This window comes from Burkholderia sp. Bp8986, assembly GCF_003854225.1.
Classification (GTDB): Bacteria; Pseudomonadota; Gammaproteobacteria; order Burkholderiales; family Burkholderiaceae; genus Burkholderia.
Genome location: NZ_QTQM01000028.1, coordinates 29,596 through 44,686 on the forward strand (window position 1 = coordinate 29,596; position 15,091 = coordinate 44,686).

The 15,091-nt window shown below is 65.1% G+C and carries 16 protein-coding genes, 1 tRNA gene and 1 pseudogene; 4 read left to right on the plus strand and 14 right to left on the minus strand.

Annotated elements, in window-relative coordinates:
* The 5 genes from DID99_RS23295 to DID99_RS23315 form a co-directional block, all read right to left on the minus strand.
* Window positions 1–1,605, minus strand: coding sequence for an acyltransferase domain-containing protein (locus DID99_RS23295; RefSeq protein WP_124667593.1), 1,605 nt, complete (start codon window positions 1,603–1,605; stop codon window positions 1–3).
* Window positions 1,587–3,014, minus strand: a complete 1,428-nt coding sequence (locus DID99_RS23300) for a TolC family protein (protein ID WP_124667594.1) — start codon at window positions 3,012–3,014, stop codon at window positions 1,587–1,589. The genes DID99_RS23295 and DID99_RS23300 overlap by 19 nt, the downstream gene beginning before the upstream one ends.
* A gap of 3 nt (window positions 3,015–3,017) precedes the next feature.
* Window positions 3,018–5,240 (minus strand): peptidase domain-containing ABC transporter, encoded by a 2,223-nt coding sequence (locus DID99_RS23305; protein WP_124667595.1) that lies wholly within the window; start codon window positions 5,238–5,240, stop codon window positions 3,018–3,020.
* 11 nt (window positions 5,241–5,251) lie between these two features.
* Window positions 5,252–6,529, minus strand: coding sequence for an HlyD family secretion protein (locus DID99_RS23310; protein ID WP_185733810.1), 1,278 nt, complete (start codon window positions 6,527–6,529; stop codon window positions 5,252–5,254).
* Window positions 6,530–6,682: 153 nt separating this feature from the next.
* The gene (locus tag DID99_RS23315) at window positions 6,683–6,877 is read right to left on the minus strand and encodes a hypothetical protein (protein ID WP_044844870.1); all 195 of its coding nucleotides are present in this window, start codon (window positions 6,875–6,877) and stop codon (window positions 6,683–6,685) included.
* Between the two features lie 101 nt (window positions 6,878–6,978).
* Between DID99_RS23315 and DID99_RS23320 the strand changes: the two genes are divergently transcribed.
* Entirely contained in the window at window positions 6,979–7,392 is a 414-nt protein-coding gene (locus tag DID99_RS23320) for a hypothetical protein (RefSeq protein WP_124667597.1), read from the plus strand.
* Window positions 7,355–7,549, plus strand: a complete 195-nt coding sequence (locus DID99_RS23325; protein WP_124523492.1) for a hypothetical protein — start codon at window positions 7,355–7,357, stop codon at window positions 7,547–7,549. Before DID99_RS23320 ends, DID99_RS23325 begins: the two co-directional genes overlap by 38 nt.
* Before the next feature lie 125 nt (window positions 7,550–7,674).
* Here the strand turns inward: DID99_RS23325 and DID99_RS37365 are convergent, their stop codons facing one another.
* From DID99_RS37365 to DID99_RS23355, 7 genes and pseudogenes are all read right to left on the minus strand, one after another.
* Window positions 7,675–7,839, minus strand: coding sequence for a hypothetical protein (locus tag DID99_RS37365; protein ID WP_185641377.1), 165 nt, complete (start codon window positions 7,837–7,839; stop codon window positions 7,675–7,677).
* A 195-nt stretch (window positions 7,840–8,034) separates the two neighbouring features.
* Window positions 8,035–8,220 (minus strand): annotated as a pseudogene (locus DID99_RS23330) (hypothetical protein); the annotation flags it as partial.
* 18 nt (window positions 8,221–8,238) lie between these two features.
* Window positions 8,239–8,901 (minus strand): ABC transporter ATP-binding protein, encoded by a 663-nt coding sequence (locus DID99_RS23335; protein ID WP_185733811.1) that lies wholly within the window; start codon window positions 8,899–8,901, stop codon window positions 8,239–8,241.
* Between the two features lie 12 nt (window positions 8,902–8,913).
* On the minus strand, window positions 8,914–10,119 hold the full coding sequence (locus tag DID99_RS23340) for a hypothetical protein (RefSeq protein ID WP_148094680.1): 1,206 nt from the start codon (window positions 10,117–10,119) through the stop codon (window positions 8,914–8,916).
* A 20-nt stretch (window positions 10,120–10,139) separates the two neighbouring features.
* Window positions 10,140–10,352 carry an MbtH family NRPS accessory protein gene (locus DID99_RS23345; RefSeq protein ID WP_044844873.1) on the minus strand — a complete coding sequence of 71 codons (213 nt, stop codon included), beginning with the start codon at window positions 10,350–10,352 and terminating at the stop codon, window positions 10,140–10,142.
* Between the two features lie 57 nt (window positions 10,353–10,409).
* A complete protein-coding gene (locus DID99_RS23350) occupies window positions 10,410–10,604 on the minus strand; it encodes a hypothetical protein (protein ID WP_124667600.1) in 195 nt (64 codons plus the stop codon).
* Between the two features lie 524 nt (window positions 10,605–11,128).
* The gene (locus DID99_RS23355; RefSeq protein ID WP_235879376.1) at window positions 11,129–11,653 is read right to left on the minus strand and encodes a hypothetical protein; all 525 of its coding nucleotides are present in this window, start codon (window positions 11,651–11,653) and stop codon (window positions 11,129–11,131) included.
* Between the two features lie 422 nt (window positions 11,654–12,075).
* Between DID99_RS23355 and DID99_RS23360 the strand changes: the two genes are divergently transcribed.
* On the plus strand, window positions 12,076–12,513 hold the full coding sequence (locus DID99_RS23360; RefSeq protein ID WP_124667601.1) for a hypothetical protein: 438 nt from the start codon (window positions 12,076–12,078) through the stop codon (window positions 12,511–12,513).
* A gap of 6 nt (window positions 12,514–12,519) precedes the next feature.
* Here the strand turns inward: DID99_RS23360 and DID99_RS23365 are convergent.
* Together DID99_RS23365 and DID99_RS23370 are read right to left on the minus strand one after the other, a co-directional pair.
* Window positions 12,520–12,596 (minus strand) — tRNA-Arg (locus DID99_RS23365).
* 189 nt (window positions 12,597–12,785) lie between these two features.
* Window positions 12,786–13,616: an undecaprenyl-diphosphate phosphatase gene (locus DID99_RS23370; protein WP_124487597.1), complete on the minus strand. Its 831-nt coding sequence runs from the start codon at window positions 13,614–13,616 to the stop codon at window positions 12,786–12,788.
* A 487-nt stretch (window positions 13,617–14,103) separates the two neighbouring features.
* On the opposite strand from DID99_RS23370, the gene DID99_RS23375 reads away from it, so the two are divergent.
* Entirely contained in the window at window positions 14,104–15,015 is a 912-nt protein-coding gene (locus DID99_RS23375; protein ID WP_124667602.1) for an aldose epimerase, read from the plus strand.
* The last annotated feature ends 76 nt before the right edge of the window (window positions 15,016–15,091 follow it).

The following is a 15,091-nucleotide window of genomic DNA, read 5'->3' on the forward strand; positions in this document are numbered from 1 at the left end:
TCAGGCGGCCGCCTTCCCCTGGTTCTCGTAGACGAAATCGACGATCTGCCCCATCGCCTTGAAATCGCCGCTACGGAAATTGGCCGGCAGCGGCGGCAGCGCGTAGCGCGCGGTGATGCGCTGGATGATCTCGGTCTGCTTGACCGAATCGATGCCGAGTTCGGCTTCGAGTTCGATCGTTTCGGAGAACACCTCGGCCGGATACTCCATCGCTTGCGCGTAGATATCGACGAGCTCCGTGAACAGCCGCTCGCGCGGCACGTGGGCGGGCTTCGCCGCGGCGAGCGGTTCGTGCGGCGCCGACGGCGCCGGCACCGCCGTCAGGGTCGGCGCGGCCACGGCCACCGCCGCCAGGCGCGGCGCGGACGCGCCGAGCGGCTCGGCCTGCGGTGCCAATGCGGCGAGCGTCGGTGCCGCGACCGGCGCGGCGCCGGCCGGCGCCGTGCTCGCCGCATCGAACGCGTGACGCAGCTCGCCCTTGAGCCAGTCGACGATGTGCGGTCCGCGCGCATGCCAGAACGCGTCGAACCCGGAGCCGGCGTTGCCGATGCGAATATCGTCCTTCATGATGCTGTCCTCCTGGAAATAACGGGTGATGGTCGTGACGACGCTCGATTCCTCGGTCGCGTTCGACGGGCCGCCGAACGTCCTGACCGTGCCGGGTCCCGCGATGCGCACGACGATGCGCGCCAACGCGTTGAGCGCGCCGCATTCGACGTAGCGCCCGATGCCGTCCGCGCACGCCGCGCGAATCGCATCGGCGAACCGCACCGGCAGCACGAAATGCGACGCGAGCCGCGCGCCCGGATCGTCGGCGCCGCTGTAGCGGCGGCCGAGGATCGGCGAATACACCGGAATCGCGAGCGGGCCGTGCCGATACGCGGCGAGCCGCGCGGCGAACTGTTCGCGCGCGCCGGCCAGATCGGGGTGATGAAATCCATACGGAGACCTGAGCGTCTGTGCGGTCACGCCGCGTGCCGCGCATGCCGCGACGAAGCGCTCCAGCGCGTCGCGCGGGCCGGACACGACGGTCTGCGACGGATGGTTCTCGACCGCGACGCACACGTTGCGCACCGCGTGCGTGACGGCGCTCGCGTCGATCAGCTCGCGCGTCGCGTCGGCACCCGTCGAGATCGCGGCCATCATCCCGTCGGCCGGCGCCGCCGCCTGCAACGACGCAATCCGGTCGCAGACGATCCGCGCGCCCTGCTCGATCGAATACATGCCGCCGCACACCAGCGCCGCGATCTCGCCGAAGCTGTGTCCGATCAGCACGTCGGGCGTCACGCCGCGCTCGCGCAGCACGCCGAACATCCCGACCGACGCGCCGTAAATCCCGAGCTGCAGCAAATCGGGCGCTTCGTGCAGCCAGACGTCGAGCCCGGCATCGTCACGCCACAGCGCACCCGTCAGCGGGCGGCCGAGGCGCTCGCTCGCGACCGCGTCGAGCATGTCGAGCGTCAGCCGCACGCTCGAGTGTTCGCGGCCCAGCTGCCGCAGCGCGCCCGCATAAAACGCGCCCTGTCCCGGGAACAGGAACGCGCAGCCGCGCGCTTGCGCGCCGCTCGCGTCCGGCCCGGCGCCGTTCAGCCCGCGTCGTTCCATAATCCCAACCTCCCGAGGCTCTCGGCCAGTTTCAGTCTCGCGATCCGCCACTTCGACACCGCGAGCACACGCTGCCGGCGCGCATCCGCGAGCGCCGACTGCGCGTTCAGCAATTCCGTGAACGTGCCGACGCCGGCCTTGTAGCGGCCACGTGCGATGTCGAGCGAATGCAGCGCGGTATCGAGCAGATGCCGCGAGTTGTCCAGGTTCGTCGTATCGGTCTGCAGGCTCTGGTAGCTCTTCCATACGTCGAGCGACACCTTCAGTTCGGTATTGCGCACGTCGGCTTCCTGTGCGTCCGCTTGCGCCTTCGCTTGCGCGACCCGGTAGCCCGACGCGAACCCTTCGAACAGCGGAATCGAGACCTGGATGCCGATCGAGTTGCTGTGACTGCTCCGCAACTGGAGAAACGACGCCTGCTGCTGGTAGGACGGGTTGTTGCGCGCAACGCTGCCCGTCAGCGAAATCGTCGGCAACGACTGCGCGCGCACCGCCCGCACCTCGTCGCGCGCCGCTTCGAGCTTTTCGCGCGCGGCGATCAGCTTCGGGTGATGGCGCTTCGCTTCGGCGATCAGGTCGGCGACACCGCGCGTGAAGTCGTCGCGATCGGGCGACGGTTCCGCGTCGGCGATGCGCAGCGGCGTATCGGCGTCGGCGCCCAGCGTCGTCGCGAGCGTGCCGATCGCGCTCTGCAGGTCGCCCTCCGCGCTCACGCGATCGAGCAGCGCCTTGCGGTAGGTGGTCTGCGCCTGCAATGCGTCGCCGAGCGTGCCCGCGCCGCCGTCGTGCCGCGCGCTCGCCTCGGCGAGGCTCTCCTGCGCCGCGTGCTCGACCGCCTGCGCGGCGGCGAGTGCCGCCTGCGCGTCGCGCAGCGCGTAGAACGCCTGCGCCGCATCGTAGAAAACGCTCTGCAGCGCATCGTCGTGCGCCGCGTTGGCCGCGCGCAGCAGCGCGCGCGCACGGTCGAGCGTCGCGCCGCGCTTGCCGAAATCGAACAGCACCCAGCTCAGGTTGAGCATGCCGTAGCGGCTGGTGCTGCGCTGGTCCTGCGAATAGCCGCCGCTGTAGTTCGTCGTCAGGTTGTCGCGCTCGACACCCGCCGTCGCGTTGAGCGTCGGCCAGTACGCGGCCTTCGACACGCCGACCTCGGCCGCCGCCGCGCGCGCATCCGACCATGTCCGGCTCAGTTGCGGATGCGAGCAGATCGCCAGCAGGATCGCGTCCTCGAGCGCGAGCGGCCGCGCGTCGACAGGCTGTGCGCCGCACGCGGTGGCCGACGCCATCGACCCGGCCGGCGTGGCCGCGACGTCATTGCGCGTGCCGTACACGTCGAGCAGCTGCGCGCGTGCCGGCGGCGCGGACCCCGCGAGCGCGACGACGGCCAGCACGGTAGCGAGGGGACGCTTCATCGCTCAGCGCCCCGCGACCGGTTCCGCCGCGCCGGCGTCATGCGTCGCCGGCTGCGGCGCGGCGGGTGCAGCGGCGGACATCCTTGCCGCCATCGCCGCGCGCATCGCGGCGGTCGACTGGTCGAGCACGACCTTGCCGCCCTGCAGCATGATGACGCGCTGCGCGGACGCGATCGTCTCCGGCCGGTGCGCGACGATCAGCCGCGTCATCGCGAGCTGCGTGACGGCCGCGTTGACCTGCATCTCGCGCTGGATGTCGAGATGGCTCGTCGCTTCGTCGAGCACCAGAATGCCCGGCCGCTTGTACAGTGCACGCGCGAGCAGCACGCGCTGCTTCTGCCCGCCGGACAGCACCGTGCCCATGTCGCCGACCAGCGTGTTGTAGCCCATCGGCATCGCGGCGATGTCGTCGTGCACGGCCGCGACGCGCGCGCATTCGGCGACCCAGCGCGGGTCCGCGTCCGGATCGAAGAAACTGATGTTGTCCGCGATCGAGCCCGCGAACAGCACGTCGTCCTGCAGCACCGTGCCGACCAGCGCGCGCAGCCGCTCGACGCCGAGCCGGCCGACGTCGAGCCCGCCGATCCGCACCGTGCCGCCCGTCGGTTCGTGGATGCCGAGCAGCACGCCGATCAGCGTCGTCTTGCCGCAACCCGACGGCCCGACGATCGCGACCGACTCGCCCGCCGCGATCGTCGCGCTCACGCCGTCCAGCACGAGCGGCTCGCCTTCCGCGTAGCGAAACGACAGCGCGTCGATCTCGATGCTAGCGTCGAGCGCGTCGGCCTCGCCCGGCACGTTGCGCAGGCTCGCGTCCGGCTCGCTTGCCGCGAACACGATGTCGGCCAGCCGTTCGCCCTGGAGCTGCAGCATCCTGACTTCGAAGTACTTGTCGATCAGGCTGCCGACACGGCTGTCGAACTGGTTCTTGTACGCGTTGAACGCCATCAGCACGCCGACCGTGAACTGGCCGTCCATCACCATGCGCGCGCCGAGCCAGATGATCAGCACGTTCTCGATGCCGAACAGCAGGCCGTTGAGCTGCTGGTAGAAGATCTGCAGCTTCTGCACGTGCAGGCTCGCATTGACCTGCTCGACCAGCAGCGTGATCCAGCTCGCGCGGCGCTCCGTCTGGCGGTTGAACAGCTTGATCGTCTTCACGCCGCGCACCGTTTCGAGGAAATGGCTCTGCTGCTTGGCCGCGTGCACGATCTGGTCCTCGGTCGCGCGCCGCAGCGGTCCGTACCACAGCCACCGGACGAGCGCGTACAGCGCCATCGTCGCCAGCGCGACCAGGCCGAGCACGCGGCTGTACACGAACATCATCGCGAGCGTCACGATCGTCATCAGCCCGTCGATCACCGCGCCGAGAAACGACGTGGTCAGCGTCTGCTGGATCGTGTCGATCGAACCGAAGCGCGACACGACGTCGCCGAGATGGCGCCGTTCGTAGTAGCGCACCGGCAGGCTCAACAGGTGCGTGAACACGTTCGCGCGCCACTGGATGTTCAGCGTGACGCCGACGTACATCAGCGCCCACGCGCGAATCGTGCCGGTCGCCTGCTGCATCAGCAGCAACAGACCGAAGCCGAGCGCCAGCACCGTCAGCAGGTCGCGATCGGCGCTGACGATCACCTCGTCGATCACCCACTGCAGGAAGAACGGCTGCACCAGCATGAAGACTTCGAGCGCGATCGCGAGCGCGAGGATCTGCGCGAGCGAGCGCGACAGCCCTGACACCGGGCCGAGCAGCTCGCGCAGCTTCACCGCCGGCCGCGCCGCGCGCGGCGCGAACCCGGCGGCCGGCCACAGTTCGAGCGCGACGCCGGTGAAGGCGCGCGACACTTCGGCGAGCGGCACCTTGCGGATGCCGTGCGACGGGTCATGAATCGTCGCGGTCTTGCCGCTCACTTCCTTCAGCACGACGAAGTGGTTGAAATTCCAGTGCAGCAGGCACGGCAGGCGAAGCTGGCCGAGCTGCGCCAGATCGAGCTTTACCGCGCGCGTGCCGAGCGCGAGGCGCTGCGCGACCTCGATCACGCGCCCGAGCCCCGCGCCCTTCAGCGAAACGGGGAATTGCCCGCGCAGCGTCGCGAGATCCACGTGATGGCCGTGATAGCCGGCCACCATCGCGAGACACGCGAGCCCGCATTCCGCGGCCTCCGTCTGCAGGATCATCGGCAGCTGGCGGCCGAGGCCGAACGAGAGTCGATCGAGTAGTGCCATGCGCGACCTCGTCAGAGTTTGCCGGTGAGGCTGTAAAGCGGCTCCAGCACCCATTCGTACAGGCGCCTGCGCTCCTGCAGGATGTCTGCCTGCAGCGTCATGCCCGCCTGCAACGGTTGCTGCGCGCCATACGCGGTGACGTGCTGCGCATCGAGCGCGACGATCACGCGATAGAAGGTCGCGTCGCGCCCCTCGCCCGGCGTCGCCGCCGGGCCGCCGTCGTTCGCGAGTTCGGCCGCCGACAGCGCCGTGCGCGCGATCGACACGACCTCGGCGCGATACTGGCCGAATTTCTGGTACGGAAATGCCTGGTAGCGGACCAGCACCGGCTCGCCGACCCGCACGAAGCCGATCGCCGTGCTCGGCACGAACAGGTGCGCCTGCCAGCGCGCGCCGCCCGGCACCACGCTCGCGAGCGGCCTAGACGTATCGACCGACTGGCCGACGTCGGCGATCGCCGCCGTCACGACGCCCGCTTCCGGCGCGGTGACGACGATCCGGCGCTTCGCCTCGCTTTCGATCAGGTTCTGGTCGACGTCGATCACGTTGCGGTCGATCTGCGCGAGCTGGTTCTGCTGCTTGAGGTCGAGGCCGGCCAACTGGTTGTTCGCTTCCGTCAGCGACTGCGCCGTCGACGCACGCTCGCGCAGCAGCCCGTTCAGCTTCGACTGCTGGTCGAGCAGGTCGGCTTCGCGCTGCTGCGCCTGATCCTTCGAGATGTAGTCCTGGGCCAGCAGGCCGCGATAGCGTTTCGCGCCGTCGGCCGCGATCGACGTGCGCAACCGCTGCGCCGCGAGCTGATCGTCGATTTGCGCAAGCTCGCCGCCCAGGCTCGCGATCTTCGCGCGCACCGTTGCGCGTTCGTCCTGCTGCAGGCTGCGTGTCTTGTCCATTTCCGTGAGCAGCGACGCCTTGCGTTGCCGCGCCTGCGCGATCAGCGCGGCCTGCGTCGCGCCTTGCGCCGCGCTCTGCAGGTCGGTGGACACCGTATAGAGCGTCTGCCCGCGTGCGACGTGCTGCCCTTCCTTCACGTCGCGCGCGACGACGATCCCCGGCTGCAGCGCATAGACCTTCACCAGCCCCGCATCCGGCATCACGACGCCGCTGACCGTCGTGCGACGCATGTAGGTGCCGAACGTGAAGAACAGCAGCACGCACGCGGCCATCGCGACCGCGGCGGCCGCCAGCAGCGTCAGCGACACGGGGCGCACCAGCACGATCTCGCCCAGCGCGCCGGCGCGCTGCGCCTGTTGTGCTTCGTGCCGGAAGAGAGAAGTCGGGTTCGTCAAGATACGGGATGACTGACTGTCAATTGGGTTCGACGGGATGCGTTCCGGTTGCCCGGGAAGATCGCCGCGGCACCCCGCTCCGGTGCCGCGGCGGCCCCGCGATTCACGCGATGGCGGCGCAACGCGCGCCATCGCACGGAAATCGCGTTCGGCTTACGCGTGCTGACCGCCCAGCAGGCCGAGCAGTGCGTTGCCCGTGCCCACGACAGCCGTCGTCAGCGCTTCGCCGACGTTGTAGAGCGTCTGGCCGTACAGCTCGACCACGTTGCCCAGCGTGTCGAAAATCGAGCCGCCGCCGTAGTAGCCGCCGGAAACTTGTGCGATTTCCTGCTGATTCAGTTCTTGCATTGCGTTTCTCCAGATTGAGAATGCTAGATAACCCATCTAGCGGGGCATCGAACCACGCCGCGAATCGCGACGTAGATCAATACGTTAAATATGTTAAATTTATGAACGAAACGACTCCATCGTCCGCTTGTATTTCATCGATCATTCCAGCCAGATGGCGTGCGACGTCCCATCGGATAGAATATCGCGATGAATTCTTTCGCAACGCCCTCACGATCGATCAGCATTCGACAAACCGGCTGTTTGTCGATATGCAATTAATCCTCGCGCCGCCCGGCATCCGGTTCGATGACTTCAATCTGCAGACGAGCAGACACCCCATGCGTGGACCTCACGGCACCATGCACGTCGCGGAACAAAAGAATGAAAACGCGAATGAATACTTGCCCGATAATCAGCAAAAAATCAGATACGCACCGATTACCAGCCGCCCAATCAACCCTCAAGAAATGATTGAGCCGCGTCAGGTTTTGCTCAATGAATTTCTTACAAAAAATGAATTCACGGGCCAATGATCCGACACTTTCCGGCCCCTCTTTGTACGATACCGCACCATCGGGCAAACCCGATATCAGAGGGCTATTGATTCTATTTTCAGGTGGAATTCTGGGCGCAAATGTCGAGATTGAATTCCCGCAGTTGATGCCGGAAAGTGATTGTCGTGGCGGCTGATCGGCCCGATGGAATCCGTCGAATTGATATGCAAACAGAGTGCATGAACGGGCCGCACGCAACGGCGGGCGCGCGGGCGAATATACGCACCGGGCCTTGCGGACGGCCCGGCGCGCAGCACGGCATCACGCCGCTTTCGGCTTCGCGAGCTGGTCCGCGACGGGCAGGCTGCGGATGCGCGTGCCCGTCGCCGCGAGGATCGCGTCGGTCAGCGCCGGTGCGACCGGCGGCAGCCCCGGCTCGCCGACGCCGCCGAGCGGCGTCGCATAGTCGTCCGGTGTCCGCGGCATCGATCATGCAGGGATCGGTGTGGCGTCCGCGAATGCGGAACGTGTATGGCTGTCAGTATCCGTGGCCGACGCTGTGCCGCGGAAGGGCTATTCCGCGAAAACACTTTGGCATCCGGGGGACATTCGCATTTTCTGCAGAATGTGCAACGCACCGGGAGCGCACGTGTATCCCGTGACGCGACAGGAGAAACGGCAGATCTTCGCGAACGCCGTGCTCGCGGTCTGCTTCAGCAGGTACTTGCGCTGCGACGACAGCGGCGTCTCGCCGAACCTGCACGGGGCCGCCGATTCGATCCTGCCGATGTAGCCGCGAAAGTCGTCGTCCGAGCAGCCATCCTGGCGTGCGGCCCACGGCGCCGGGAAGCGCGGCGCGTCATGCGCGTCGCGCCGGTCCCGTCATCACTGCTCCACATGCATCACAACGTTCGACGGTCTCGACAGGACGATACCGTGTGCCGTCAGTTCGAGGATGCGCGCGCGGGTCGCGGCGACCAGTTCCGCGTCGTGGGTCGACATCAGCACGACCGACGTCGGCGCCGCGGCCGCAATCATCCGACACAGCTGCGCATGTGCGGCGGCATCGAGTGCATTGCTCGGTTCGTCGAGCAGTATCAGGGCCGGAGGGCCCATGAACGCACCGACCAGAAATACCTTGCGGCGCGTTCCCTGCGACAGCGCGCCAAGCGGTTCGTCGGCGTATCGCGTCAACCCAAGGCGGTCGGCCGTCACCAGACCCTGCTCGAGATTCGTCCCCCGCGCATCGGCAATCAGCCGCCATACCGACGATGGTGTCACGAAATCGTAGAACTCCTCACTGTCCGGCATGTAGCCAGTACAGGCCTTGGCCTTGTCCGCTGCACGGTCGATCGCGTGACCGCCCACTTCGACGACACCCGCGTCAGGCCGAACCACGCCTGCCAGCAATTTCAGCAACGTCGATTTGCCGCTGCCGTTCTTGCCTCTCAGCGCATAGACTCCTGCCTGCAGTTCCAATTCGACGTCGCTGAAGATCGTCCGTCCGGCATATCGCTTGCCCAGCCCCGCTACTCTCAAGATGCTCATGTCGTTTTCCATCTATTTCAGCATGCCGTAGCAAGCGATGGCACAGCCCGCCGTCAGAAACATGTCGACGATTCGAGACGCCCTCGCGCCCCACCAGCGACATGCAGCCAATGCGGTGGCGAGGCCGGCATAACACGCAAAGACGATGGCGTAGCGACGGCCTTCGTCGGTTGCAATTGCGAACGGCACGCAAATCGCCAGCACATACGCACTCGACAGCCCCACGATGCTCATCGCCGCCGCCCGATTGAAGCGCGCAATCGCGCGTGGCAAGCTGCCCAGCCAGCTGGTCAGCCGGACCGATTCGTCTCGCATCCACCCGTGCAGGATCGCGATCTGGTACAGCGCGAACGGCAGCACCACGTTCACGATGCCCCAATGTCGCGACAGATAGTCGGGCATCGAGACGATCCATCCGCAGATCATGGCCAGCACGGCCAGCATCAAGCCGCCCAGCCGCAGCGAATGGCCGTAGACGTTCACCATTACCGCACGAACGAGTTCGAACGGACTCCCGCCGCGGAGCAACGTCGCTCCGTGCTGTTCGCGCTCGACGAACGCGTCTAGTCGCGCGCGCCACAGCGCGACAACGCCGCACGCCAGGGCAAGTGCCGCGCAGGCCGTCCCTGCGCCGCCGAAGCGAAGTGCGATCCACAACGATGCGTTGGCCGCGAACACCGCCGCCAACGCCGCGCGCGAACGTGCGAGCAGCGCGAGCGGCGCGCCCGTCCAGACGAGCGCAAGCGTCGCGACGACCAGCGCAAAGGTTGGGCCGGTCACGATGTCGCGCGCGCCCAGCACGTGTCGCGCAATCGCCGCGGCAAGCATGATCCAGAACGGCCACAGGGCAGCGCCCGTCACGATGAAATCGGCCGCACGATGCGCGACGATCCCGCCCGGCAAACTCGCGCTCCAGCGGCGCGCGGCGCCACCGAACACCGTATCGCCCTGCACGGCCACCGACGCGGCGGCCAGCATCGACATGGTCGTCAGCACCGACGCCACGCCGAGTCCGGTTGCGTTTTCGGCCAACAACACTTTCATCGGCATGCCGAGCAGGTCGAGTTGCGCATTCAACGGCAGTCCGAACACGAAGATGCCGATGATGATCGCCAGCGTCTTCGCATGACGCGCGACAGCCTGCGCGACCGCACGCGAATAGGCCTTCATCCGCCAACCTATCAGCGTCCTCGATGCCCGCACGTTCGCGGCCGGCAAGCCGGCCTGCCTCGCGGCGTTCACGCGGCTCCCTCGCCTGCCATCGCCTGACGCACGCTCAGCGGACGCATGTCGGTCCAGGCGCTTCGAATGTGGTCGAGACATGGTTCCCGGGTGCCGCCGAATTCGGCCTTTTTCCAGCCGGACGGAATCTCCGTAGAAGTCGGCCAGATCGAATACTGCCCCTCCTGATTCGTCACGGCCTCATGGCGCTGGCTTTCGATTTCCTTCATGCTGCGTTTCTCGTTGTTCTCTCAGAAAACTGTTCTCGTTTTTGAACAAAGATTATTTCACGCCTGAATGGCAACTGTACGGCCCGCGTGTGCATCGGGCTCGCTTTCTCCGCTCTTTTCGAGATCGGACAACCCTAACCTCAGGTTCAGGCATTTCCATAATGCGCGCGCACATTTGCCACGCGATGTCATATGGCGCTCGATAATGGCGCGCATTTTCTTTATCTTGAAAAATTGCATGCCTACGGACATGCAGCACCACCATGCTGCCCGTTATTCTCGCCTTCAGGCGAAAGTAGGAACTTGATGAGTCAACGCCGCCGACGGATGCCGCAATGCTCGACAAAGTTGCAGCGATGGTCACTAACGCCAAGGACCAAGTAGCGGCTCTTTCCATGCAACTTTGGTGGAATGACATCATCCTCGGCGGACTTGTACTTCGGCACCGGTGAGAAACTGCCTCGTCAAGCGGCTAACCGCTAACGCGTTCGGGCGGGCTTTCCGTCGGCCCACGCAGCGGGCACGCGCCCGGTACGAAGCGACAAGCCGTTTTTTGAACACGGACTGAACATCATGGAAGTTGCCAGTATCGCCGGGCACAAGACGCTTGCCATGCTGCGGCGGTATATGCACCTGCGAGCCGACAACTTCGCTCTGAGGCTAGACTGACAGACTCCGAGCAAGGGGCGGGATGGGGATACGTTTCCCGTCACCGCCCGAAGCCTCAATTGGCGCAACCGCGATCTATCAATCAAGAGGGATCGCAAGTCGAATGGCTATTTGCTCGCCGTCGTTGACGAATCAAGGATTCCGGTATTGATGACCTTGTCCACGAAATTCTCCATCGCATTCGCGATTGCCTTCTGTCCGGCGTCCGCCAACGCGTCTGCACCTACGCCGCAAGACCCATCTTGACTCGAATGTCCCTGTCCGCGAAACGTCGTCGCAATCAGTTCCTTACCCGCCTTATCAGATACGCGGGCGCGAATTGCTATGTCTACGTTCGCATCTGCTGTCGGGACGAAGAAGCCGGGGGTAAAACGGACGCGCGGGTCGAACTCAGCGAGGTCGAACTTGAAAACCAGTCCGTCACCCAATGTGGGAATTGCACCGCCGTTCCTGACCGCGTGAGGAAAGGCCGCTTCAACCGTCTTCGACAAGGAATTTTCGAGGGTCTCTCCGATATACATGGGGTATCGGTGAGCGCCGCACTGGAACCCCGGCTTCACCTCCTTCCCGGCAGTCGCTAGGTTGTCACTGAACACCACATACGCCTTGTCCTGCTTGACCTTGGTGCTCATTACTTCAGCAGCCCCTGATTGGGACGACACTTGCACGTTATAAGCGCAACCCGAACACAGACTAACCACTGCAAGAGCGGTTAGTGATTTGATCCATCGCATAGCATTCCCCGTAACTCATTCATTTTGTAAGCCATCCCGCTAAAGGAGATAGCTCGAATAGGTTAACGGCAGCAGTAGCTTCAATCTATAGGTGTCGCCGAACATCGGCCCCCTGCAGCGCGCCTCACAATTTCAAATCAACACAATAACGACATCTCGGGGAAGCATGAGGACAATGACATTGGCGTGCGTAGCCATTGGACTATTGACTGAGTGCGGGAAATTCGACCAGCGGACCACGGGAACACCAGTGTCCAATACGAATGCGCCGACAGTCGTCGCGCTTTCGTTCACCATCGAAGGTGCATCGTTGATGCGATATGTTTCAGAACAACCTCAAGTTCGCCAAGGTACAGGTCGGCGTGAATGGCGGAGCGGCGGTGCAATGGTCCGCAACCTCGATTGCGATAGCCGAGAAGGTCGCGACGTTCGGCGCGGATTCGGTCGAAGTGTCGGTGCGTCGCAATGAGGTGCTCCAATCGCACGGCGGCAGATTCCGGGAAGTCGCACACGCGTACTACAGCCAGAATCCCAACCATTCAGAGGTCAGCCTACCAAGCATCCACGCCTCGATCTTGTCGTGCGACCGGCTCGGCATTTCAGCTTACGACGCCGTCAAAAATGCTTGTCAGAGTGAGCCGCCGGTCTCACATGGATTGGTTGCGATCGTGGTTGACTACAAACACCTACATGCTGCCCACACGAGCGCGCCGACAGAGGATGAGAAATTTGAAAATAAATATCAGCTAACGCACTGATTCCATTGGCCCGCCCTACACGATTCGAACGTGTGACCTACGGCTTAGAAGGCCGTTGCTCTATCCAACTGAGCTAAGGGCGGTCGAGGGGAAAAGACACGGCGACAAGACAAAACCCGGACCGCATTCCACGCGAAGGCTTCGAGCACCACCACACACCCCAAAACTCGAAGCCCCGAAACGAAACGGGCCCGGCATGAAGCCGAGCCCGAAATTATACCCGATCATCGCGCCACATCACGCGCGACGCGCGACCGGCGGCACCGCGCCCCTCAAACCGGCTGCGGATGCAGCATGAACCAGCCAAGACAGAACACCCCGGCAATCACGCAATACACGCCGAACGAGGCCAGCCGCCCGCGCCCTTCGAAATAGCGCATCAGGAACCGCACGCTCAGATAAGCCGCGATCGCCGTCAGCACGCCGCCGAGCAGCGCATCCGCGAGCTGGTCGCGCGCATGGAACAGCTTCGGCAGTTCGAGCACGCCCGCGGCAAAAATGATCGGCGTGCCGAGCAGGAACGAAAACTCCGCGGCCTTCTCCGCCGTCAGCCCGGCCACGTTACCGGCGATCATCGTCAGCCCGCTGCGCGAGAAACCCGGGATCAGCGCGCCGATCTGCGCCAGGCCCACGAAGAACGCCTGCTTGAACGTCATCTTTTCGGGCGGTTGATGCGCACGGCTGCGCTGGATCCGGTCGCCGATCCACAGCAGCACGCCGTTGATGATCAGCGCGATCGCGACGATCCGCAGGTCGTGGAACACGCGCTCGATGCGCTTCTCGAGCAGCAGGCCGACGATCCCGGTCGGGATCGTGCCGATGATCAGCGCCCACATCAGGTGCCCGTCGTCGTTCTTGCGGCCGCCGAGCTGCGCGAAGAAGCCGCTGATCAGCGCGATCCAGCGCGCGCGGAAATACCACAGCAGCGCGAGCGCGGTGCCGAGGTGCAGCGCGACGAGGAACGGCAGCAACTGCGGCGCATGCTTGTCGATGTGCATGCCGAACAGCGCGGGCACGAGCAGCGTGTGGCCGAGACTGCTGACGGGGAAGAGTTCGGTGACGCCCTGCAGGACGCTCAGGAATACCAGAAACCAGAGACTCACGCGTCGGTCCTTTTGGTGGTGATCAGTCGGGTAGAAGAGCGGACGACGCATCGCGCGTCCGAAAAAAACGCGCCCCGATTATGCCCAGCCCAGATTACTGCGCCAAGGCATTTGACTGGTTATTGCGGCAATGCACACAAACGCTTGCAATTTGTAAGCGCGCAGAAAGCAAAAAGCCCGCCATTTGCATGGCGGGCCTTGCGATTCCGGCAGAAATTGCCGTCAGCGGCCGAGCTGATAGAAAAACAATACCGTGCTGCCGGTGAACATGCCGAACAGTGCGATTCCCATTGCCATTGCCAGATCCATGGCCCCCTCCACGAAGTGTCATGACCCGGCAACATCACCGGTTTAGAGGCATTATCCAGACCGTCGGCAGGTTGAAAAACTCGCAATTTCCCCGAGAAGGGTTTTCCCCGACCGCCTCGCAACCCGATAATGGAGCGCGCCATCGCGCACCCCGCCCACCCGTTCATACCGATTCGCCATGCCGATCTTCCAGCAGCACGACATTCATGAACTCCACGCCGGTCCGTCGCTCGTCCGGGTCGCCCCGCAATTCGGCGGCCGCCTGCTGTCGTGGCACGTCGACGGCGAGCCGGTCATTTTCTGGCCGGACGCGGCCGACTGGAGCAACCTCGCGCGCGTGCGCGGCGGCAATCCGCTGCTGTTTCCGTTCCTCGGCCGCCATCGCGTCGACGGCGAACTGGGCCGCTGGCGCGATGCCGCCGGCGTGGTCCGCGACCTGCCGATGCACGGCTTCGCGCGCGACCTGCCGTTCGCGGCACGGCCGTCGGCCGACGGCGCCGCACTGTCGATGACGCTCGACGCGAACGACGCGCTGCGCGACAGCTATCCGTTCGATTTCCGGTTCGAGACGACCTACCGGCTCGCCGATGCGCACACGCTCGACGTCGCGCTCACCACGACCAATCGCGGCGACACGCCGCTGCCCTACTACGCGGGCCATCATTTCTATTTCGCGCTGCCGCACGGCGAGCGCGCGGCAACCACGCTCGAGCTGCCGCCGACGCGCCGCTGCATGCAGCGCGCCGACGGCTCGATCAGCCCGCTCGAGCCCGGCGCAGCGTCGTACAGCCTCGGCGATCCGGACATCCTCGACCGCTTCCACTGTCTCGACGGCGCGCCGTCCGCGCCGGTACGCATCGTGATGCCGGGCCGCCGCCGCACGATCGAGATCGCGCTCGACGTACCGGGCTCGATCCCGTGGTACGCGGTCACGACCTGGACGGAAAAACCTGACTCGGACTTCTACTGCGTCGAGCCTTGGCTCGGCCTGCCGGACGCGATCCACAACGGCCTCGGGCTGCGCATGCTCGCGCCGGGCGCGACGGAAACGGCCACGCTGCGGATTCGCGTGCTGCCGCTCGCCGGCTGACACCGGCCGCGCCGAACCGGTGCGCGCCGGCCGCGCCCGCGGCCCGAAACTGCGGTGCGCGGGTCGAACCCGTTAA